Origin of the sequence: Alishewanella maricola (genome assembly GCF_016343785.1) — a bacterium.
Classification (GTDB): domain Bacteria; phylum Pseudomonadota; class Gammaproteobacteria; order Enterobacterales; family Alteromonadaceae; genus Alishewanella; species Alishewanella maricola.
In genome coordinates, this window is record NZ_JAEINI020000015.1 from 22,438 (window position 1) to 45,511 (window position 23,074).

Here is a 23,074-nt window from a genome sequence, read left to right on the forward strand (position 1 = left end):
TAATACTACTTTAGTTAAATTTTGAACAGTTCTGTAATTAAATTACATTATATGGCGTTTACAAGCGACATTCTCTCCGTTAGTATGGGGTAAGTGTTGTAAAATTACATCTTTTAAGGCTGAGTTATGACAACCTCCAAGCAAAACCAGGCATGTGATCTTATTCTATTTGGCACCAAGGGCGATCTTGCTCGCAGAAAATTGTTGCCCGCATTATATCAACTTGAGAAAGCCGGTTTATTAGCCGCAGACTCCCGTATTATTGGGGTAGCGCGTGATGATTTAGATAACGCAGCCTATATTGAACTGGTTAAAAGCAACCTAACGCGCTTCTTAAAAAAAGAAACCCTAGATGAAACCGTTTGGGAGACCTTATCTAAAAAGCTGCATTATGTTTCTATCGATTTAAAAGAAACGGCTGATTATAAAAAGTTAGCTGAGGTGGTGGATATCACCAAACGTGTACCCGTCAGTTATTTCGCTACTCCTCCTTCTTTATTTGGCGATTTGTGTCGGGGTTTAGCAGAAGCAGGTTTAGCCGCAGAGCCATCGCGAGTGGTGCTTGAAAAACCGATTGGTCATGATTTGCAATCGTCTTATGTGATTAACGATCAAGTGGCTGAGCATTTTAAAGAGTGCCAAATTTATCGTATCGATCATTACTTAGGTAAAGAAACGGTACTTAACTTATTAGCCCTGCGTTTTGCGAATGCTATTTTTGCCTCTAACTGGGATCACAATGCCATTGACCATGTGCAGATCACGGTGGCTGAAGAGGTCGGCGTAGAAGGCCGCTGGAGCTACTACGATGATGCTGGTCAAATGCGCGATATGGTGCAAAACCACTTATTACAAGTGTTGTCATTGATTGCCATGGAGCCGCCTGCACGCTTAGATGCAGACAGCATTCGAGATGAAAAATTAAAAGTATTGAAAGCCTTACGTCGTATTGATGATAGTAACGTACAAGAAAAAACCGTACGTGGTCAGTATTCGGCGGGTTTTGCGGCGGGTCAAGCCGCACCCGGTTATTTAGAAGAAGAGGGCGCTAGACCCAACAGTAAAACCGAGACTTTTGTGGCGATCCGGGTGGATATTGATAACTGGCGTTGGGCAGGTGTGCCGTTTTATTTAAGAACGGGCAAGCGCATGCCGAAGAAACACAGTGAAGTGGTGATTTGCTTCAAGCCACAACCGCACAATATTTTCAAAGCCACTTACCGCGATTTACCGGCCAACAAATTAATTATTCGTTTACAGCCAGATGAAGGGGTCGAAATTCAGGTAATGAATAAGATCCCAGGTCTTGGCGAAAGCATGCGCTTACAACAAAGTAAGCTAGATTTAAGTTTCGACGAGACTTTTAAATCACAGCGTATTGCAGATGCCTACGAGCGGCTGTTACTTGAAGCGATGCTGGGTAACCAGTACTTGTTCGTGCGTCGTGATGAGGTTGAGCAAGCCTGGCAATGGGTTGACGGTATTATAAACGCTTGGAAAAACACCAATGAACCACCGAAGGCCTATCAGGCCGGTACTTGGGGCCCCGTTTCGTCTATCTCGATGATGGCACGTGACGATCGTAATTGGGACGAATAAGCATGAATTTACAAACGTTTTCTGATAGCAACGCTTTAAACCAAGCCTTTGCTCAGCAACTATTGACTATTCTCAGCACGGCGATTGCCGAACGTGGCCAAGCGACGCTGGTTGTTTCGGGTGGCCGTACGCCATTAGCGTTATTTAGCACTTTGGCCAATACGGAGCTAGCTTGGGATAAAGTGACCATTTTACTGGCCGATGATCGTTATTTACCCACCAGTGCTGAGCACAGCAACGAGCGGCTGGTTAAGGCTAATTTGTTACAACAGCATGCGGCTAAAGCACACTTTATTAGTTTATATGCCGAAGCCGCGGATGCGTTTGCTGCTGTACCGCAGATTTTGCCCCGTGTTGCGGCTTTGCCTACGTTTGATGCCGTTATTTTAGGCATGGGTGAAGATGGTCATACGGCATCATTGTTTCCGTGCAGTCAACAGTTGGCTGCAGGTTTAGCTGATGATGCACCGGCGGTTCTGGCTACAGAGCCCACCAGTGCTCCTTATCAACGGATCAGTTTAAGCAAAGCGCGTTTGTTAGACAGTCGGCATATTTTTCTGCACTTAGTGGGTGAAAACAAATATCCGGTTTTACAACAAGCATTAGCCGACACCGATCCAATGGAAATGCCCATTCGAGCATTCTTACAGCATCCATCCATCAGCATTGATGTGATGTACGCACCGCAATAGAGGTTTTAGTTATGAATCCAGTGATTCAGAAAGTTACCGATCGTATTATCGCCCGCAGTAGTAAAAGTCGTGCTATTTATTTAGAACGGTTAGAGCAAGCCCGTCAACAGGGCCCACACCGTGGTGTCTTGAGTTGCGGTAACTTAGCACACGGTTTTGCTGCCTGTAGTGCCAGCGATAAAGCGGATTTACGCAGTCTAACTAAAGCTAATATTGGCATTATCTCGTCTTATAACGATATGTTGTCGGCGCATCAACCTTATCAAACGTATCCAGACATCATTAAAAAAGCCGTTAATGAGATTGGCAGTGTTGCCCAGTTTGCTGGCGGTGTTCCTGCCATGTGTGACGGTGTCACCCAAGGCCAACCTGGCATGGAATTAAGTTTACTCAGCCGCGACATTATTGCGATGTCTGCTGCGGTAGGCTTATCACACAATATGTTTGATGGCGGCTTAATGCTCGGGATCTGCGATAAAATCGTTCCGGGTTTATTAATGGCAGCGTTGAGTTTTGGTCATTTACCTTTTGTGTTTGTTCCTGCCGGCCCGATGCCATCAGGGATCCCAAATAAAGAAAAAGCGCGCGTACGTCAGCTTTATGCTGAAGGAAAAGTGGGTAAAGAGGAGCTATTAGAAGCGGAAGCCGCGTCTTATCACTCTGCTGGAACCTGTACTTTCTACGGCACGGCCAACTCGAATCAATTAGTGGTAGAAATGATGGGCCTGCATTTACCTGGCTCGTCTTTTGTTAACCCCAACACCCCGTTACGTGATGAATTAACCAAGGCGGCAGCTCGTCAAGTAACGCGTTTAACAGCGCTAGGTAATGACTATTTACCTATCGGTAAATTGGTTGATGCAAAAGCCATTGTTAACGGTATCGTGGGTCTGTTAGCCACGGGTGGTTCAACTAATCACACTATGCACTTGATTGCCGTTGCGCGTTCAGCCGGTTTTATTGTGAATTGGGATGATTTTGCTGAGCTTTCAGATGCGACGCCGTTGTTAACGCGCATTTATCCGAATGGCCAAGCAGATATTAACCATTTCCAATATGCCGGTGGTATGGCGTACTTAATGCGCACTTTATTAGATGCCGGCTTATTACACGAAGATGTGCAAACGATTGCGGGCCCAGGGCTACGTCGTTATACCCAAGTTCCGGTATTACAAGACGGCAAATTAGTTTGGGTTGATGGTCCCGAGCAATCATCTGATGATGATGTTTTAACCTCAGTGGACAAACCCTTTAAAGCTCATGGTGGCTTACAAGTGTTATCCGGTAATGTCGGTCGCAGCGTCATGAAAACCTCTTCACTGCGTCCAGGCACCGAAATTGTTAAAGCGCCAGCAGTCGTTTTCCACAGCCAACATGAATTAGACGCGGCGTTTAAAGCCGGTGAATTAGACAAAGACTGTGTTGTTGTAGTGCGTTTCCAAGGTCCAAAAGCCTGTGGTATGCCAGAGCTACACAAGTTAACGCCACCGTTAGGGGTGTTACAAGATAAAGGTTTTAAAGTGGCTTTGGTAACGGATGGTCGAATGTCGGGCGCATCAGGAAAAGTACCAGCAGCCATCCACGTCACACCAGAAGCCTTAGATGGCGGCAACATTGCTCGTATTAATAACGGCGATATGCTGTTAGTGGATGGCGAAAGTGGCAAGTTAGAAGTGTTGGTCGATGCCAAAGAGTTTGCCGCAAGACCGGTTGCAGTAGCAGACATGGCACCGAATTTATACGGCATGGGCCGTGAAATGTTTGGTGCCATGCGTCAGCAACTTACTGGGGCTGAGCAGGGTGCATGCAGCTTATTTATTACGGAGGAACACCTGCATGGCTGACACTCGTAAATTTGCCATCGTCGCCGATATTGGTGGCACAAATGCCCGCTTCAGCCGGGTTGCATTAGATACCTTAGCGCTGGATAAAGTCGCAGTTTATCCTTGTGCAGATTTTGCAACCTTAGCCGATGCATTATCGCACTATCAACAGCAGCAAGGATTAACTGCGTTAAAAGATGTTGCTATTGGTATTGCTTGCCCCATTAACGGTGATGAAGTTCGGATGACGAACTTTGATTGGCAATTTTCGATTAAGGCCATGCAAGCCGGCTTGGGGTTAGATACGCTGCTGTTAATGAATGACTTTACCGCTGTTGCCATGTCATTACCGGCGTTGGCTGAGGACCAAAAAATTCAGATTGGTGGTGAAGCCGCTAACCCAGAACAGCCTATGGCCGTGCTGGGTGCCGGAACGGGCTTAGGCGTGGCGCATTTAGTGCCTTTTGGCCAAAAATATATACCGTTACCGGGTGAGGGCGGCCATGTTGATTGGGCGCCACAAACTGAACAAGAGTGGTTTATTTATCAACAATTAGCTGCTGAGCATGATCATGTATCACCAGAGCGCCTGTTATCTGGCCCTGGTTTAGAAGCCATTTATCGTGCGCTAGCGGCTTATCAAAAAATCGACACGCCCCCTTTAACTGCCGGTGAGATTGGCCAACAAGCGCTCAGCAACAGCTCAGCGTTAGCTGTAGCAACAGTTGAACAATTTTATGCCAGTCTTGGCAGCATTGCCGGTAATTTAGCATTAACGCTCAGTACTTTTGGTGGCGTATACGTGGCCGGAGGCATTGTACCGAAACTTCTACCCTTGTTAGGTCGCAGCGAATTTCGTCAACGATTTGATGCAAAAGGGCGCTTTAGTGGCTTCAACCGGCAAATACCGGTTTTCATTGTTACAGCCGAGCAACCCGGTTTATTGGGTGCCGCGGTTTATCTAAAACAAACATTGGCGGGTTAATTTATGGCATTTTCTAATTGGCAACTACAACCATCGGTGTTGTTTGCTATGGGTCCTGTAGTTCCAGTAATCGTTATTAAAGATATTAATGACGCTGTTCCGTTAGCCAAAGCATTAATTGCCGGTGGTATTAAGGTGTTAGAAGTGACATTGCGCACTCCTCAAGCGTTAGCGGCCATTAAACTTTTAGCTGAAGAAGTGCCAGAGGCGGTTGTCGGTGCCGGTACGGTGACCACTGCAGAACAATTAGAGCAAGTCATTGCAGCAGGTGCTAAATTTGCAATCAGCCCAGGGTTAACCGAAAACTTGTTAATTGCTGCCAAAGAATCCAGTATTCCGCTGATCCCCGGCATCGCCACCATTTCAGAGTTAATGCAAGGCACTGTTTTAGGCTATACCCACTTTAAATTTTTCCCTGCAGAAGCTGCTGGGGGCGTGAAGAACCTAAAATCAATTTATGGTCCTTTTGCCGATATTCGTTTTTGTCCTACCGGTGGAATTAACGAGAAAAACTATCATGATTACCTTGCTCTACCGAATGTCAGTTGTGTTGGCGGTTCATGGATAGTACCTGATAGCGCAGTCGATGCTAAAGACTGGGCGACCATTACCGCGCTAACGGCCAAAGCCGTTGCCGAGGCAAAATAAGGTAACAACAAACCGGCTTAGGCCGGTTTCTTGTTTTAAGCACATTTAAAAGCACTGTGCTTTTGAGTTTTACCGACAAAACGCGTATAGTAGCGCACCATTTTTAGCTGTTTTAACCCTGTAACGGACCCTTTTCTGTGATTTCAACCAATAACATTACCATGCAGTTCGGCGCTAAGCCGTTGTTTGAAAATATTTCGATTAAATTTGGCGATGGCAATCGTTATGGTTTGATCGGCGCGAACGGCTGCGGCAAGTCGACATTCATGAAGATTTTAAGTCGCGAGCTTGAACCTAGCGCGGGTAATGTTTTTGTTGAGCCTAATTTTCGTGTAGCAAAACTGCACCAAGATCAATTTGCTTTTGAAAAGTACACCGTTATTGATACGGTAATCATGGGGCATGCAGAGCTATGGTCGGTGAAGTCAGAACGCGATCGTATTTATGCCGAGCCTGAAATGACTGAAGAAGATGGCATGAAAGTCGCCGATCTGGAAGTCGCTTTTGGTGAGATGGATGGCTACTCTGCTGAATCGCGGGCCAGTGAATTATTATTAGGCGTGGGGATCCCGATTGAGCAGCATTATGGTTTGATGTCGTCAGTCGCGCCAGGCTTCAAATTACGTGTGTTATTGGCCCAGGTGTTATTTGCTGATCCCGATATCATGTTGCTAGACGAACCTACCAACAACTTGGATATTAATACGATCCGTTGGTTAGAAAACGTGTTGGCTGAGCGTAATTCCACCATGGTCATCATCTCGCACGATAGACACTTCTTAAACAGCGTCTGTACGCATATGGCTGATTTAGACTACGGCGAGTTACGCGTATTCCCAGGCAACTATGATGAATACATGACGGCCGCCACGCAAACACGTGAGCGTTTGTTATCGGATAATGCCAAGAAAAAAGCGCAAATTGCCGAACTCCAAACGTTCGTCAGCCGCTTTTCTGCCAATGCGTCAAAAGCACGACAAGCCACCAGTCGCGCTAAACAAATTGATAAAATTCAGTTAGAAGAAGTGAAAGCCTCTAGCCGTGTTAATCCGTTTATTCGTTTTGAACAGCAAAAACAATTGTATCGTTTAGCGTTAGAAGTGGAAGACTTAAGCAAAAGCTTTGGTGAATTACAACTATTACGCAAGTTAAAAATGACCATCGAAGTCGGTGAAAAGGTCGCCATCCTGGGCCCGAACGGTATCGGTAAATCAACCCTGTTAAAGTGTTTAGTGGGTGATCTCAAACTGGATAGCGGTACGGTAAAATGGTCTGAAAACGTCTGTATTGGTTACTATGCGCAAGATCATGCACATGAATTTGCAACTGACATGACGTTGTTCGATTGGATGAGCCAATGGAAACAACCCTCAGATGACGAGCAAGCGATTCGTGGTGTTTTAGGACGTTTATTATTCTCACAAGATGACATCAAAAAGTCCGTTAAAGTGTTATCGGGTGGTGAGCAAGGCCGTATGTTGTTCGGTAAACTGATGTTATTAAGACCGAATATTTTGGTGATGGATGAACCGACTAACCACTTAGATATGGAGTCGATTGAGTCACTTAACTTAGCCTTAGAGCATTACAAAGGAACCTTGTTGTTTGTCAGTCATGACCGTGAGTTTGTTTCTTCGTTAGCCAGCCGTATTATCGAAATCACCGACAAAGGGATGAGTAACTTTGCCGGTAGTTACGAAGAATATCTGGCGCAACAACTCGCCTTACAATAACCACTTAACGGCTGGCATAAACTGTTTATATTATGCCAGCCCTTGATATTGAATATTTTGCCTCCATGTCATTGTTAATAGGCTAACATTTCTTGTGCATTAACAGTTAAACCAAGGAGAGAAAATGAAGATCAATATAGGTATTGAAGAAGAACAGCGTAAAGCCATTGCTCATGGTTTATCGGTATTACTGGCAGATACTTATACGCTGTATCTGAAAACACATAATTATCATTGGAATGTTACGGGGCCAATGTTTCAAACCCTGCATACATTATTTGAAACCCAGTACACCGAGTTAGCGATTGCCGTGGATGATATCGCCGAGCGGATCCGGGCTTTAGGTGAATTTGCGCCAGGCTCTTATAAAGCTTATGCCGGTTTAACCAGTTTAAAAGAAGCAGACGGTATTCCAACAGCGGAAGAGATGATTAAAGACTTAGTCAAAGGCCAAGAGGCCATTGCTAAGACTGCTCGCTCTATTGTGCCCGTGGCAGACGGCGCTTCAGACGAAGTGACGCTGGATCTGCTGACTCAGCGTATGACAGTACATGAAAAAAATGCGTGGATGTTACGTAGCTTAGTAGCGTAATCTCTTCATCTTCACCTGTGATTAGAGGAGCCTTTGGCTCCTTTTTTTCTGTCTAAAAAGTAAACTTTGGTCTAATTTTGCATTTTATCGTGGAAATCAGCTAATTCATCTGGCGCTCTGGCCATCCAGAAGTGTAATGCTTTTTTGACTGAAATTGGCTGATCCACCGTGGATCTGTTTTAAAACGCAACCCGAATAGGTTTACGCATGCAAAAGATCCTTTCTGTTTTCTGCTATACCGTACTGTTATTACTCACTCCCTCAGCCTTTGCGGCTGCCGCTGGTCAACTAGAACTGACACAATCGATGGTTGGCTATGTGTGTATCGGTATTTTCGTTATCGCTTATGCACTGGTGATGGGCGAAGAAAAACTGCATATGCGCAAATCCAAGCCCGTATTAGTTGCGGCCGGTTTAATTTGGATGTTAATTGGTTGGGTTTATATTCAGCAGGGGCAACCCGAAGTCACGCAGGTGGCATTTCGGCATAATTTGCTCGAATTTGCTGAGTTAATGCTTTTTTTATTAGTAGCGATGACCTACATCAATGCCATGGAAGAGCGGCGTTTATTTGATGCGTTACGTTCTTGGATGATAAAAAAAGGCTTCAGTTATCAAAACCTGTTCTGGATCACCGGCTTTTTATCCTTCTTTATCTCACCGGTAGCAGATAACCTGACCACGGCTTTGCTGATGTGTGCTGTGGTGATGAAAGTGGCTGAAGGCGATAAAAAATTTATCAATTTATGCTGTGTCAATATTGTGGTCGCCGCTAATGCCGGGGGCGCTTTTAGTCCGTTTGGTGACATCACTACGCTGATGGTGTGGCAAGCTGGTTTATTACATTTTCAAGAATTTTTTGCACTCTTCATCCCATCTTTAGTTAATTTCTTAGTCCCGGCCATAGTGATGAGTTTTTTTGTCGAAAAACGTCAACCCAGTGCGTTATTAGAAGAAGTGGAATTAAAGCGCGGTGCACTGCGTATCGTGAGTTTATTTCTCATCACCATTGCTACTGCGGTAAGTTGTCATACCTTCCTGCATTTGCCCCCGGTACTGGGCATGATGATGGGCTTGGGTTATTTACAATTTTTTGGCTACTTTTTACGGCAAACATTACCGGGTTCATTGGCGCGCAAAAGAGCAATGGCTGAACGTACCGGTGATGTGGAACGTTTAAAACGTTTAGGCGGCGTTGTGCCGTTTGATGTGTTTAGTCGAGTACAACGCGCTGAGTGGGATACCTTATTGTTTTTTTACGGTGTCGTGATGTGTGTGGGGGGCTTGGGCTTTTTAGGTTATCTTGGCTTGATGTCTGATATTCTGTATACCCAATGGGGCGCGACCCATGCCAATATCGCTTTGGGCGTGATCTCGGCCGTGATCGATAACATTCCGGTGATGTTTGCGGTACTGACCATGCAACCTGAGATGTCACACGGTCAATGGCTATTAATTACCTTAACCGCCGGGGTCGGCGGTAGTTTACTGTCGGTAGGCTCTGCGGCAGGGGTGGCCTTAATGGGCCAAGCCCGAGGTTACTATACCTTTTCTGGGCATCTAAAGTGGGCGCCGGTTATTGCTCTTGGTTATGCCGCGTCCATTGTCACGCATCAATGGATTAATGCCGGTTTATTTGAGATTTATGGTTAAGATTTTGGCCGCTAACTGTGGGTAAAACATACACAGTTGGCGGTTTTTATCACTCTTTTTGCCTTTCTGAGCTAAAATTTCTAAGTATTTTAGCTAAAACCTTGTAAAATCAAAACTTGAAGTAACACTTATACTTACCTTAATGTAGGTTATGTAGTGTCTAAGCGTAGGTTAAAACGGAGAAGGTCGAATGAATGCGTTACAGTATGCGCAAAATGTGCAAGAGCTGTTTTCTTTACCGGATAGTTATTTCCGGGTTAAAGAGCTTATGGATTCAGACACCGCAAATCTTGATGATATTGCCGATGTCATTCTGCTTGATCCGGTATTAACGTCAAAAATTCTAAAACTGGCTAATAGTGCGGTTTATCGTCTGCCTTACCAAGTTGAAACCATCAATAAAGCGTTATTGGTATTGGGTAAAACCCAAGTCTATAACTTGATCCTCAGTATTGGTATCAGTACCGCCTGCAGTAAATTAAACACGCAAGCGATTGACACCGAACGTTTTTGGGAACAAAGCGTTAATGCGGCATTAATTGCTAAATATTTAGCACAGCGTATTGGCTTAAAACATCCCGATCGCGCTTATGTTTCTGGTTTATTACATAATATTGGTGAGTTAGTCGTTGTGCAGCAAAACGCTGACGTGGCTGCAGCTTGTCAAGAATACACCGATGAAATGAAACCCTGGCAACTACAACAAAAACTGCTTGGCTTTAGCTATGCCGCTTGCGGTGCAGAATTACTGAATATGTGGCAGCTGCCTGATTCAATCGTAGAGCCACTTGCTCTGCAAAATAATACCCATTATGAAGCGCGATCACTTGATGTGCTTGTAGTGCATCTTGCTGTACGTTTAGCCTTAGCTAATCAGCACCCTGAGCTTTATAATATGCAAACGCTGGTCGATCCCTACTTATTGGAAGTACTGCAACTGGCGCAGGCGGATTTGATTAAAGCGATCGATTTTTGTAATACCGAAGGCTTGTTCGTGTTGTCCATTTTAAACCCTAGGATCAGCACCATTTATTAAATCAATTTACTGCCATCGACAGGTGGCAGTGGTCATTTTCGGATTAAATCATGTCTGTAACACCATCAAACAAGCGTCCTCTTTACACAGGCTACGCAGGCTCAGCATTACTTGAAACGCCATTATTAAACAAAGGCAGCGCTTTTACCCGAGAAGAGCGCTCCACCTTTAATTTAACCGGTTTACTGCCACCACGTTATGAAACGATTGAAGAGCAGGTCAGTCGTTGTTATTTGCAGTATCGCAGTTTTGATGATGCCATCAACAAGCACATTTATTTACGGGCGATCCAAGATAACAATGAAACCTTGTTTTATCGTTTAGTGCAGCAGCATTTAGAAGAAATGTTACCCATTATCTATACCCCCACAGTCGGTGATGCTTGTGAGCAATTCTCTGATATTTATCGCAGCTCGCGCGGCTTATTTATCAGTTATGACGATCGCTACAATTTGGACGATGTGCTGCGCAATGCCACTAAAGCGAAAGTTAAAGTTATTGTCGTAACGGATGGTGAGCGAGTGCTAGGTTTAGGTGACCAAGGTATCGGCGGCATGGGTATTTCCATCGGTAAGCTATCGCTGTATACCGCTTGTGGTGGTATTAGCCCGGCTTATACGTTGCCGGTGATGCTGGATGTCGGGACCAATAACGAAAAGCTGTTAAATGATCCGATGTACATGGGCCTGCGGCAAAAACGGGTTGCGCAAGAACAGTATAACGAATTTATTGATTTATTTATGACTGCCGTTAATCGACGTTGGCCTGATGCGATTATTCAATTTGAAGATTTTGCGCAGCCTAATGCCATGCCGATTTTGCAGCGTTACCGTGATCAGGTATGTTGTTTTAATGATGATATTCAAGGTACAGCAGCCGTTACCGTGGGAACCTTACTTGCCGCTTGCCGCTCTAAAGGCGTGTCGTTGCATCAGCAAAAAGTGGTGTTTGTCGGTGCGGGCTCTGCGGGTTGTGGTATTGCAGAACAAATTATTAGCCAAATGGTTGCAGAAGGTGCAACGGAGCCACAAGCGCGTAGCCAGATTTACATGGTCGACCGTTTTGGTTTATTAACCGAAACGATGCCCGATTTACGTGATTTTCAACAAGCCTTAGTACAACGCAGCGAAGCGATCAGTGATTGGAGCTTCAGTGGCGATTACCCAAGCTTACTGGATGTCATGCACTGTGCAAAGCCCACTATCCTGATTGGGGTGTCTGGCCAAGCGGGCTTATTTACCGAGCAAGTGATCCGCGCCATGAAAAAAGGCTGTGACACACCGATTATTTTCCCATTGAGTAATCCGTCACGTCAGGTCGAAGCCACACCAGAGCAAGTGATTCATTGGACTGACGGCGACGTGATTATTGCTACGGGGAGTCCTTTTGCTCCCGTGACTTATCAGGGTAAGCAACATCTGATCACCCAATGTAATAACAGCTATATTTTCCCTGGTATTGGCTTAGGCGTGCTGGCTGTAAAAGCCCGTTTGATCAGTGATGACATGCTACGAGCGGCCAGCGAAACCTTAGCGGCGAACTCACCGCTGGCCAATACCGGGCAGGGCGGGTTATTACCAAATTTCACTGCGCTGGCAGAATTAAGTAAGAAAATTGCTTTTGCGGTTGCCAAAGTGGCGATCCAGCAGGGTTTAGCGCTAGAGATAGACGATAACGTGCTACAGCAAAAAATTGAACAAAATTTTTGGCAGCCACAGTATCGTTCCTACCGTCGTGTAAGTAACTAATCTGCTCACCATCACGCCGTTAAAGTTAACGTTAGCGGTGTGATGGTGAGCTAAAGACAGTGTTAATTGGCTACGAAAGCGCGTTTTGCAGGTTTACGTAGGTAAAAGTTACGCTTTATCCGAACTGATCGCATAATGCTGCACGTCAGGTTTAAGTTAAATTAGTTGGTATAGTGGCGATCACCGCCTGGTTGCGACCATTATTTTTGCCGATATATAATGCCTCATCAGCATACTTTACCCATTGCTGCAGCGAGTTTACAGATAAGGGCAAGCTGGCAATACCCATAGTGGCACTGATGGTGAGTTGTGTGCCCTGATACTTACAACCGTCATGCTGTAAGAGCTGTAAAAACTGCTGGCAAAAAACCTTAGCATCCATAGCATTACAATTCGCTAAGGCGAGGACAAACTCTTCGCCACCCCAGCGTCCAACGATATCAGTACCACGAATTCGCTGGCTTAATAACTTGGCAAAATGCTGCAGCACCACATCGCCCGCATTATGACCGTATTGGTCATTGAGCATTTTGAAGTAGTCAATATCAATTAATACCAGGCTGACGGCTTGATTTTCACGGGCAGCATGGGCTAAAAGGCGAGAGAAATTCTCAGCAAACCCATCTCGATTTAAGAGATTAGTTAATGGATCGTGGTCGGCCCGATTTTTCAATTGTGTTGCCAACGACTCTAACTCTTGCGTGCGCTGTTTAACTAAGTCGTGTAAGCGAACATTTTGTCGGCGTAAACTGGCTTCGCGTAACCAAACAATTAGCACAAACAAGGCCAGTAAAGACACAATCAACAACAGCCAGATCCACACAGAATAGTACCAAGGTGCCGCAACACTAAATGTTAAGCGTAATGGCGCTATGGTGTTAAAACCACGGCTGTTTTGACCTTCAATTTCTAATTGAAATTTGCCTGGCTTCAAATTGACATAGCGAATTTCACGACTGTTATTCAGTGCTGACCACTGATCAGATAAGCCAATGAGTCGACTACGCGCGCTATTCAGCTCAGGCTCCCAATAATCCAATACCGCAAAACGAATAATCAGCTCGTTAAACGCATAGGGTAATTCTAAATTTTCATTCAGGACGTCAAACTCACGCGTTAAATCAACACCATCAACAATCAACTCGGTAAGCACCAGGCGCGGCGGTTGAAACACTTCTTGTTCTTGCTCGTTATTCAGCACCACAGCACCAATGGCGGTCCCAAGCACCATTTCGCCATCGGCAGAAATAGAATAGGCATTACGCTGCATAGTAAGATCGGGTAAGCCATCGGCTACACCATAACTAACAAAACGCTGGAGTTGAGAATCAAAACGAGCTGGACCATTGTTGGTAAGAGCCCAAAGCTGGCCGTGTGCATCAAAAAAGGCACTATTTATATATGGGCTAGGTAACCCCTGCTCTGGCATGTAATGCAGCAAATTGTTATTGGTTTTATCAAATTGCCACAAGCCGTATTCAGAGCATAACCACAAGATGCCGTTATCTTCGGGTAAGGCACAGCCAAAGCCATCAATATCATCTTGGATCGGCAGAGTAAGCCGAGACCAACGCTCCTGCGCAGCATTGTTAACAAATAAGCCTGAGTAGCGACTGGCAGCATAGAGTGGTAAACCGTCTTGCACACTTATTTGATGAATTAAATCCCCATTGATACCGTGAATATCACGGATAACCATTTTTACGTCTTGTTTATCAGATTGCCAGATTAACATCCCTTGCTGCCACAAACTAAAATAGAAGGTACCGGTAGTACTGATAAAGAGGTCGGTTACGGCAGTACTATTAATATTAGCTAAATCAAAGGGACGCGTTTCTTGGGTCAATTGTTCATCTTTGAAATGGAACAAACCAACATCGGTAGCGAGCCAAAGCACATCATTTGCATCGCTGTAGAGCTTAAAAACTTTACGGATCCCAGTTTGCCAGCCAAAATCAAATATTTGCCATTGCAGTTTTGGATCACGGCGTAATAATTGATTGGGCGTTGCAAGCCAAAGATTACCCGTTTTGTCATGGTAAACCGCACTTATGCGTTTTAACGCCGCTTCTTGCAAGGTAGCTGGCATAGTGAGAGCTAATGGTTTAAAAACCGAGTGTTGTGCCAAACCAACAAAGATTCCGCGATCACGCGTGCCTACCCATAATTGCTTAATGCTGTTCTGATGTAAGCTGCGTACATCGGCATTAGGTAAAAAGTTGTAATTGTTATTGTTTTTTAGCCAAGTCAGTGATGGGATATCAAGTAAATATAAGCCATCTGAGGCACCCACCCACAATCTTCCAGGGCTTAATTCGGCTAAAACATTACCGCGAGGGGTCGGCAAATCTTCTGGCGTTTCTATTTCAGTAAAACACTGGCAAGCTGCCTGGTAAAGAAATAAGCCTTGAGAGGAAAGTGCCCATAGCTGATTATTGATATTCGCAATATTTCGCACTTCTCTAGCGCGATCGGCTACCAACTTATTTAAAGCAGGCAAATCGAGCTGTGTATAAGTTGACAGATCTGAATTGAGTTTAACGATACCGTTGGAAGTGGCAAACCAAATCGCATTATCAAATTCGGTAATACCCCAAATGCGCTGGCCATTTAAGGGATGATTGGTCTGGTTTAGCGCAAAACGCGTGAGGCGATAAGGTTGATCAGGGTAAATAATATTGACACCACCTACGGAGCCAATCCAAATACGATCTTGGCTATCTGAAAATATTTCTTGAACACGATCAGAGGCTAACGCATTGTCATCAGTGCTATCGGCTTTAAAATTAATGCGCTCTTTAGATTGCTGTTTGAGTAAGAGTAAACCTTCACCCCAGCCACCCAGCCACATGTCTCCTCGTTCAGTAAACACCATGCGGTTGATATTTAGGCGGTTATATTCGTTTGAATCGGGTACCAACCAATTGGTGCTTCTGTAACCATCAAAGCGAATCAAACCATCGGTATCGCTGGAAAACCACAGAAGGCCTTGTTTATCCGCTTTAATATCATAAACAGAAGCTTGTCGTGCTAACAGGGGATCATCGATTGGACTAAATTGATAATCAAGGCTTAAGACAGTTGGGGAGCAGAGCAGCATCAGGCATAGAAACCCTCTTTTTAAAATATGCTGCATGCAGGGGAATACATCCATTTAATTCGACCCGTTGTTCATACTATAAGTATACCGTTCAGACAATTTAAGAATCATCACTGATCTCTAATGTAGCAATTAACCCAGACTGAAAAAAACAAAAATTATCACTGATAGTAAGTGTTTAAGTATCAATTTCAATCAGCATATCGTGTTTTAAAAGGCAAGCCAAACGCTAATTTGCAATATTTCGCGCGCAATTTAACTCGCTTCGTTTTAAACACTAAAACTGTTAACATTCTCTAAGTTGTCTTCGCTCTCTGAAGGGTTCTCTAAGTACAACGTAACGCTGTTTTGTGCTGGCCGTCACAAAATAGGTAGTCAGCTTTGCGCGTTCGGCCCGCGCAGTAGAGTCGTTGTCAGTATGAGAACAAGATGGTTTTTCGCAAGTGGCTTGTTAGCAAGCGGGTTGCTCAGTGTTTTCGCCTTTGCCGCAGAACCGACCAATTTTGAACAAGCGAAAGTGTTATTAAAACAGGTATATCAAGATAAACCTCAAACATTTTATTGCGATTGCCCTATCAGCTGGGTAGGACGCAGTGGCGGCAGAGTTGATCATGCTGCTTGTGGTTTTGCGGTTTATTCACCAAAAGGTTTACCTAGTGCCGCCACCTTAGCTCGCGCGGCGCGCTCTGAAGTAGAACATATCATCCCAATCTCATGGGTGGGTAAACAATTACAGTGTTGGCAAAAGGGGGGCAGAAAAAACTGCCAACAAAACGATCCGCTGTTTAATCGTATTGAAGCGGATTTATTTAATTTAACTTATGCGGTTGGCCAAATTAATGGTCTGCGCTCGGATCTACCATTTGGTATGGTTAGCACAACACTAACCGCGCAATTTGGCCAATGCGACATTAAAATCGATACCCAAAACCGTAAAGTTCAACCGAAAATGACTATTCGTGGCGATATTGCCAGAGTCGCATTTTATATGGCAGACCGTTACAACCTGACACTCAGTCGCCAGGATCAACAATTGTATATGGCGTGGCATTTACAAGATCCGGTATCGGCAATTGAACAACAGCGACATGCTCGTACCGCTGCGTTAACCGGCAGAAGCAATCCCTTTATTTCGGGGGCAGAGCAATGGTCGCTGGGTTATAAAACGAGAGGGGATGGTTTAGTAGTCAAAGAACAAGTCGCTGCAGCAGCACCTAGTGCCAGCATGGCAGTTACGCCGATTTATGGTAATCGTCGCTCAAAAATCTATCACCGACCTGATTGTCCTAATTATTTAAGTATGGCGGTAAGCAATCGCGTGAGTTTTGACACGGCCTCGGAAGCTGAAGCGCAAGGCTATCGACAAGCAAACAATTGCCCAAAGTAACCCACTGGAACTTTTAACCATTAAACACTCTAATAAGTGTCTCATAGAGGGGGAATGTTGTGATGATTAATAAAAACTTTTTAGAAAAGCTGCTGCAATCTGGGCTTGGTAATAACAGCCGTTCTGCAACAAGTGGTGGTGTGAGTGACATGCTAAAAGGTAAGGGCGGTGCCGCCTTGGCTGGTGGTGCTTTAGGGTTGCTATTAGGGAATAAAAAAGGCCGAAAGCTTGGCGGTAAAGTGTTAACTTACGGTGGTTTAGCCGCGGTTGGTGTACTCGCTTACAAAGCTTATACAAATTGGCAGCAATCGGAGCCGACGCAAACAGCACCTGCGGCACAATCGTTAGAAAATCTGAGTGCTGCAGAAGCCGATGAGCACAGCAAAGCTATTTTAATTGCGTTAATTGCCGCGGCCAAAGCAGATGGTCATATTGATGATCGTGAACGACACATCATTGATACCGAAGTGGCTAAACTAACCGCCGATCAGGCGTTACTGTCTTTTATTGATCAGCAATTACAACAACCTTTAGATCCTGCCAATGTGGCGAAATATGCGACCAACAGAGACATCGCCGTAGAAATGTATCTTGCCAGCGTATTGGTAATTGACGAAGAAAGCTTTATGGAGCGCAGTTACCTAAATGAACTTGCCAAACAGTTAGCCTTACCCGAAAGTTTACAAAATGAATTGCAGCACCAAGCAAGACAAGCGCAGCAGCTGACCGCGGCTCAAACTTAATAAGGTATCAAGCAACCTAAAAAAGGCGCTAAACGCTAAACCTAGAGGGTTTCACGCTTAACGCGCCTTATTGTTACAAACCAAAAACTTTAAAATCTTCTTGGCTGTGTCTTTCAGCCAAATGCGGCTCAGGTCCAAAAGTACGATTAACAATATAACCACGCTTTACTGCAGGTCGCGCGTCAATCTGCTTGGCCCAGCGTCGTACATGAGTGTAGCTATCAACACTTAAAAACTCTGCCGCATCATACAAACGGCCTAACACTAAAGCACCGTACCATGGCCAAATGGCCATATCCGCAATCGTGTATTCTTCACCGGCAATAAACTGATTGTTGGCCAACTGCTTATCTAACACGTCTAATTGCCGTTTTGTCTCCATAGCATAGCGATCTATGGCATATTCAATTTTCTCGGGAGCATAAACATAAAAATGCCCAAAGCCACCTCCTAAGAAGGGCGTACTGCCCATTTGCCAAAATAACCAATTAAACATTTGCGCACGGGCAGCGGTGTCTTTTGGTATAAATGCCTGAAATTTTTCTGCCAAATACAGCATGATGGATGCAGATTCAAACAATCGTGTTGGCGGAGTAGTTGAATAATCCATCAGCGCAGGGATTTTAGAATTGGGGTTAACGTCAACAAAGCCACTGCTAAATTGATCGCCCTCGCGAATATTCACTAACCAAGCATCATAATCTGCTTGTTCAAAGCCTGCGGCCAACAACTCTTCTAATAAAATACTGACTTTAACCCCATTCGGTGTGGCCAGTGAATATAGCTGTAAAGCATGTTCTCCCTTGGGCAAAGCTTTATCATGCGTCGCCCCCGCGATAGGGCGATTGACATTAGCAAAGGCGCCTCCATTAGCTTGCTGCCATTGCCAAACTTTGGGGGGTTGATAAGTGGATTGACTCATAAAGCTTTCCTTATTGGGTGATAATGGCTCTGCCTTGCTGCATAAAATAAAACAGGGCATTGCCATGAAATATCTTATGCTCGGGTTTTCATATAACGGTCTATCTGAGGGTGCGGCTAAAAAATTTAAAGTGCGGGTTTAACGAAATCAGCTAAATGGGCTTGATATCGACAAAGTTAAACACCAACACCCTATAACTGGCCAAAATAACTAAACGTCTTAGCAAAGTAAAAATTAGCGGTTTACGCTGCTGAATAACCAAGGAATAAGCCAGTGACAAATAGCGCTTCGCTATGTTAATCAGCTAATTAGATAACATGAGCTAACAAATTTGTCATGTTCAGCGTTTTGTCATGTTAAGCTATTAATATAAGTAGATTGACGCTAAAGGAAATAGGCCGTGCTCACACCATTAACCGGAATTTTATTATTAAGCTCAAGTGCAGCGTCGGCAGATATTTCGCCGATGGAACAATGTCTTGGTCAAGATGATCTACAAAGGTTGGCTTGTTACGACCGCTTAGTGGAAGCGCAACAAAAAGCTCGCTTAGTTGCTGAAGCTAAAATTGAAACCACGCCTTCGATAAAGGTGACTCAAGTTGAAGAGGCAGCACCCATTCCGGTAGCGACTATTTTGCAAAGCCTTTGGGAGCTGGGTGATAATGAAAAACGCGGGCCTTTTGTGGTGCGTACTTATCAGCCAAACTTCTTATTACCCGCACATTACACGTCGTCGATTAATCGGCAACCGCAAAGCCCAACTTTAGGTTTGGCTGATTTACAAGAGAATTACAAACCAATTGAAGCAAAATTGCAGGTGTCTTTACGCGCGAAGATGTTAGAAGATGTATTATTGCCTAATGCAGATTTATGGTTTGCTTACACTCAAACGTCGATGTGGCAACTTTGGAACTCGCAAGACTCCGCCCCCTTTCGTAGCACCGATTATCAGCCTGAAGTCATTTACGTTATTCCTACTGCAAAATATCTGGGTAATCTGCCGCTAGGTTGGAGTATGCAAATGCTCCAACTTGGCTTTGTACACCAATCTAACGGACAAAGCGAACCCATGTCGCGCAGTTGGAATCGTATTTATGCTGCAGCGGCTTTCGAACGTGACCAAGTGGGTTTTAGCGTTAAAGTGAATCGGCGTATTCCAGAGCAAGCCGATGATGATGACAACCCTGATCTGACCTCTTTTTTGGGGACTACTGAATTACAACTCAGCTGGTTACCGGGCAGCGCGACCGCTTCTTTAACGCGCAAAATGAGTTGGAATGACTTTTCGAATGGCTCATGGCAATTAGACTTAACTTACCCAATTGATAAATCAAAAGCCGATGGTTTACGGGTACACTTGCAGTTGTTTTCAGGTTATGCCGAAACCTTACTGGATTATAATCATCGGCAAAATAGCATCGGTTTAGGCTTTATGCTGTTTAACTTTTAACGAAGCCCTCAGCCATTATGCAGTTTCGTTGGCTAACATCACTTAACAGTATCCCGGCGGGTGCTTGGGATGCCTTATTTGAGCCAACCGAGTTGTTTGCTAAACATGCCTTTTTGCTTGCTTTAGAGAAGGGGGGCAGTGTGGATGGCAACAGCGGCTGGTTTAGCCGTCATGCTAGTTTATGGCAAGACGATCAGCTGATAGCGGTGATCCCTGGTTATCTAAAAACTCATTCTTACGGTGAGTATCTATTTGATTGGCCCATGGTGCGTGCCTATGAGCATTATCAATTGCCTTATTATCCTAAATGGGTATCAGCCATTCCCTTTACGCCCGTTACTGGCTCGCGGCTGGCGGTATTACCCTGTTTAGATTGGCAAAGTATTGCCAGTCTATTAATACAAACCGTTTTAGCTGACATTGCGCAGCAGGGCTGGCATAGCGCGCATTGGTTTTATTGCCATTTGCCACTGCAACAGCTTTTACTCGGCCAACAATGCTTACCTCGACACGAGGTGCAATTTTTATGGCAGAACCAGCAATATGCTGACTTTTCAGATTTTTTAGCGGCATTGTCTTCACGTAAGCGGAAACAAATTCGACAAGAACGAAAAAAAACGCAGCAATTACCGCTGCAGTTTAAAACGTTGCAAGGCATCGATATTACCCCAGCACAATGGCAAAGCGTGATCGCCTGTTATCAGCAAACCTACCAAGAGCGCTCAGGGCATAATGGCTACATTAGCGCCGAAAGTTGGTGGCAATTACTCAGCAGTATGCGAGCGCAGATCGTGGTATTTGCGGCTTTCACGCAGGATGAACCTGCGCAATTGGTTGCTGCAGCTTTGTGTTTTCAGCTCGGCGATACCTTGTATGGCCGTTATTGGGGTGCGTTAGCGGATTATGCATTACTGCACTTTGAATGCTGTTATTATCAAGGTATCCAGTATTGTATTGAACACGGTTTACGCTACTTTGATGGTGGCGCGCAAGGGGAGCAAAAACTCAGAAGGGGGTTTAGCCCGGTTTTACGTTACGGTGCATGCTGGTATCGACCCAATATATTAAGTTCGGCTATTGAGCAATATTGCCAAAAAGAACAACAACATTGCCAACATATGTTAGCTGCAGCCAGTGAGTTGTTGCCATATAGTCAGGCTAATAGCCTCGCGGCTTTTTCAGGAAAATAATACCTTATGTTTTTGATTGATCAGCTGATCCTTTTGGCCGCCGTATTAATTTTGTTGGGTATTTTCTCCAGTAAAATCTCTGCCCGCTTAGGTTTACCTATGCTGGTACTGTTTTTACTGGTTGGCATGTTGGCTGGCGAAGACGGCATTGGTCGTATTGCGTTTGACAACCCGCAGGCCGCGCATGCCTTAGGCACCTTAGCCTTGGCATTGATCTTATTTGACGGCGGCTTACAAACACCCCTGAAGTCGATTAAGCAAGTCTGGAAACCGGCGTCCATGTTAGCCACCTTTGGCGTATTGGGCACGGCCGTGATCACCGGCGCAGCCGCCAGTTATATCTTAGATATCAGTTTACTTACCGGTATGTTATTGGGGGCTATTGTGGGCTCTACCGATGCCGCGGCCGTTTTTTCTTTATTGCGTAATGCCGGTATTCATTTAAATCCACGTTTAAAATCTACACTGGAAATTGAAAGCGCCTCGAACGATCCAATGGCGATATTTTTAACCGTAGGGTTGCTAGAAATTTTAGTGAATGATATGCAACCGGGTTGGCCTTTACTGCAACTGTTTGTCATGCAAATGGGTGTAGGTGCGCTTGTCGGCATAGCAGTAGGTTATGCGGTATTAAAGGTCATTAATCGTATTCACTTACAAGCCAGCGGTTTGTATCCTGTGCTGGTTACCGCAGCAGGTTTATTATCTTTTGGCGTTGCAGCAAACACCGGCGGCAGTGGGTTTTTAGCCATCTTTATTTGTGGTGTGTTAATTGGTAATACCCAATTCGCTTTTCAACGAACGACCTTTTTATTCCATGACGGGTTAGCCTGGCTTAGTCAAATTACCATGTTCGTTGTACTGGGTTTGTTAATTAACCCCAGCTCGTTATTAGACGTTTGGTGGCAAGGTATTTTAATTGCTGCGGTATTAGTGTTTCTGGCAAGGCCCATTACCATAGTGCCTATTTTAACCTTATTTGGCTTTAATCGGCGTGAAATGACCTTAGTCTCTTGGGTAGGTTTACGCGGTTCAGTACCGATTATTTTAGCTATTTTTCCGTTGATGTTTGGTTTAGCCGATGCAGAATTGATCTTTAACGTGGTGTTTTTCGTGGTACTAATCTCTGCCACCTTACAAGGTTCAACCTTAGCTTGGGTGGCACGGCGCTTAAAACTGATTGAGCAACCCACGGCTCAAGCGCCCGTTACGTTAGAAATTACCGCTTTAGGTGATGTTGATGCCGAGATTGTAGAGTACAGTTTGTCTGAAAACTCGCGAGCCGCTTATCGACGCTTATCCCGCATGGCATTACCTGAAAGCGTGGTCGTTGCGATGATTAGCCGAGGTGATAAAGTGATACCACCACGGGGCTCCACGATTTTACACCCGGGTGATCATTTGTTTGTCGTACTGCATGTTGATTACAAACATTTTGTTGAGCAAGCCTTTGCCGACAAAGGCTTTCAGTTAGCTAGGCCTATAGGTGAGCTGCGCATGAAAGGGGCGACTAAGCTGAGTGATATTGATTGGTGTTATGGCTATGGCGTTGCTTTAAATCAAGGCCGTGACGATCTAACCTTAGAAGCCTTGTGTATTGCTCAGCTTGGCGACAATGTTGCCGATCAAGCCGAATTTGAGTTTGCCGAGCGTCATTTTCAGATCGTTGAAATGGTCGGCGATCGTATTGTCACGGTGCGGATTAAACCTTTACCTAGCGTTAGCAGCGCTGAATAATCGTATTTTGCCTTTGCGAAGCACTTAAGGTGCAGC

17 protein-coding genes are annotated in these 23,074 nt (G+C 44.8%); 15 read left to right on the forward strand and 2 right to left on the reverse strand.

Annotated elements, in window-relative coordinates; all coding sequences use genetic code 11:
- Positions 1-126: 126 nt before the first annotated feature.
- From zwf to JAO78_RS15200, 10 genes are all read left to right on the forward strand, one after another.
- On the forward strand, positions 127-1,599 hold the full coding sequence (zwf, locus tag JAO78_RS15155; RefSeq protein ID WP_226752209.1) for a glucose-6-phosphate dehydrogenase: 1,473 nt from the start codon (positions 127-129) through the stop codon (positions 1,597-1,599).
- Positions 1,600-1,601: 2 nt separating this feature from the next.
- Positions 1,602-2,291, forward strand: coding sequence for a 6-phosphogluconolactonase (pgl, locus tag JAO78_RS15160; RefSeq protein WP_226752210.1), 690 nt, complete (start codon positions 1,602-1,604; stop codon positions 2,289-2,291).
- Between the two features lie 11 nt (positions 2,292-2,302).
- A complete protein-coding gene (gene edd, locus JAO78_RS15165; RefSeq protein ID WP_226752211.1) occupies positions 2,303-4,135 on the forward strand; it encodes a phosphogluconate dehydratase in 1,833 nt (610 codons plus the stop codon).
- Complete coding sequence (locus tag JAO78_RS15170) at positions 4,128-5,099, forward strand: glucokinase (protein ID WP_226752212.1); 972 nt, start codon at positions 4,128-4,130, stop codon at positions 5,097-5,099. Before edd ends, JAO78_RS15170 begins: the two co-directional genes overlap by 8 nt.
- A 3-nt stretch (positions 5,100-5,102) precedes the next feature.
- Entirely contained in the window at positions 5,103-5,747 is a 645-nt protein-coding gene (locus tag JAO78_RS15175) for a bifunctional 4-hydroxy-2-oxoglutarate aldolase/2-dehydro-3-deoxy-phosphogluconate aldolase (RefSeq protein WP_226752213.1), read from the forward strand.
- A 137-nt stretch (positions 5,748-5,884) separates the two neighbouring features.
- Positions 5,885-7,480, forward strand: a complete 1,596-nt coding sequence (locus tag JAO78_RS15180; protein ID WP_226752214.1) for an ABC-F family ATPase — start codon at positions 5,885-5,887, stop codon at positions 7,478-7,480.
- A 124-nt stretch (positions 7,481-7,604) separates the two neighbouring features.
- Positions 7,605-8,072 carry a Dps family protein gene (locus JAO78_RS15185; RefSeq protein WP_226752215.1) on the forward strand — a complete coding sequence of 156 codons (468 nt, stop codon included), beginning with the start codon at positions 7,605-7,607 and terminating at the stop codon, positions 8,070-8,072.
- A 207-nt stretch (positions 8,073-8,279) separates the two neighbouring features.
- Positions 8,280-9,725 (forward strand): sodium:proton antiporter NhaD, encoded by a 1,446-nt coding sequence (gene nhaD, locus JAO78_RS15190; RefSeq protein ID WP_226752216.1) that lies wholly within the window; start codon positions 8,280-8,282, stop codon positions 9,723-9,725.
- Between the two features lie 190 nt (positions 9,726-9,915).
- Positions 9,916-10,761, forward strand: a complete 846-nt coding sequence (locus tag JAO78_RS15195) for an HDOD domain-containing protein (protein ID WP_226752217.1) — start codon at positions 9,916-9,918, stop codon at positions 10,759-10,761.
- A 50-nt stretch (positions 10,762-10,811) separates the two neighbouring features.
- Positions 10,812-12,509, forward strand: coding sequence for an NAD-dependent malic enzyme (locus tag JAO78_RS15200; protein WP_226752218.1), 1,698 nt, complete (start codon positions 10,812-10,814; stop codon positions 12,507-12,509).
- Between the two features lie 151 nt (positions 12,510-12,660).
- Here the strand turns inward: JAO78_RS15200 and JAO78_RS15205 are convergent, their stop codons facing one another.
- Positions 12,661-15,663 carry a ligand-binding sensor domain-containing diguanylate cyclase gene (locus JAO78_RS15205; protein WP_226752219.1) on the reverse strand — a complete coding sequence of 1,001 codons (3,003 nt, stop codon included), beginning with the start codon at positions 15,661-15,663 and terminating at the stop codon, positions 12,661-12,663.
- A gap of 364 nt (positions 15,664-16,027) precedes the next feature.
- Here JAO78_RS15205 and JAO78_RS15210 point away from each other — a divergent pair, with 364 nt between their 5' ends.
- A complete protein-coding gene (locus tag JAO78_RS15210; RefSeq protein WP_226752220.1) occupies positions 16,028-16,996 on the forward strand; it encodes an endonuclease in 969 nt (322 codons plus the stop codon).
- 62 nt (positions 16,997-17,058) lie between these two features.
- On the forward strand, positions 17,059-17,739 hold the full coding sequence (locus tag JAO78_RS15215; RefSeq protein ID WP_226752242.1) for a tellurite resistance TerB family protein: 681 nt from the start codon (positions 17,059-17,061) through the stop codon (positions 17,737-17,739).
- Between the two features lie 73 nt (positions 17,740-17,812).
- Here the strand turns inward: JAO78_RS15215 and yghU are convergent, their stop codons facing one another.
- Complete coding sequence (gene yghU / locus JAO78_RS15220; protein ID WP_226752221.1) at positions 17,813-18,661, reverse strand: glutathione-dependent disulfide-bond oxidoreductase; 849 nt, start codon at positions 18,659-18,661, stop codon at positions 17,813-17,815.
- Positions 18,662-19,061: 400 nt separating this feature from the next.
- Between yghU and JAO78_RS15225 the strand changes: the two genes are divergently transcribed.
- The 3 genes from JAO78_RS15225 to JAO78_RS15235 are packed head-to-tail and all read left to right on the forward strand — an operon-like array spanning position 19,062 to position 23,038.
- On the forward strand, positions 19,062-20,111 hold the full coding sequence (locus JAO78_RS15225) for a phospholipase A (protein ID WP_226752222.1): 1,050 nt from the start codon (positions 19,062-19,064) through the stop codon (positions 20,109-20,111).
- Positions 20,112-20,128: 17 nt separating this feature from the next.
- A complete protein-coding gene (locus JAO78_RS15230; protein WP_226752223.1) occupies positions 20,129-21,301 on the forward strand; it encodes a GNAT family N-acetyltransferase in 1,173 nt (390 codons plus the stop codon).
- Positions 21,302-21,307: 6 nt separating this feature from the next.
- Positions 21,308-23,038, forward strand: coding sequence for a potassium/proton antiporter (locus tag JAO78_RS15235; RefSeq protein WP_226752224.1), 1,731 nt, complete (start codon positions 21,308-21,310; stop codon positions 23,036-23,038).
- Positions 23,039-23,074 lie beyond the last annotated feature (36 nt).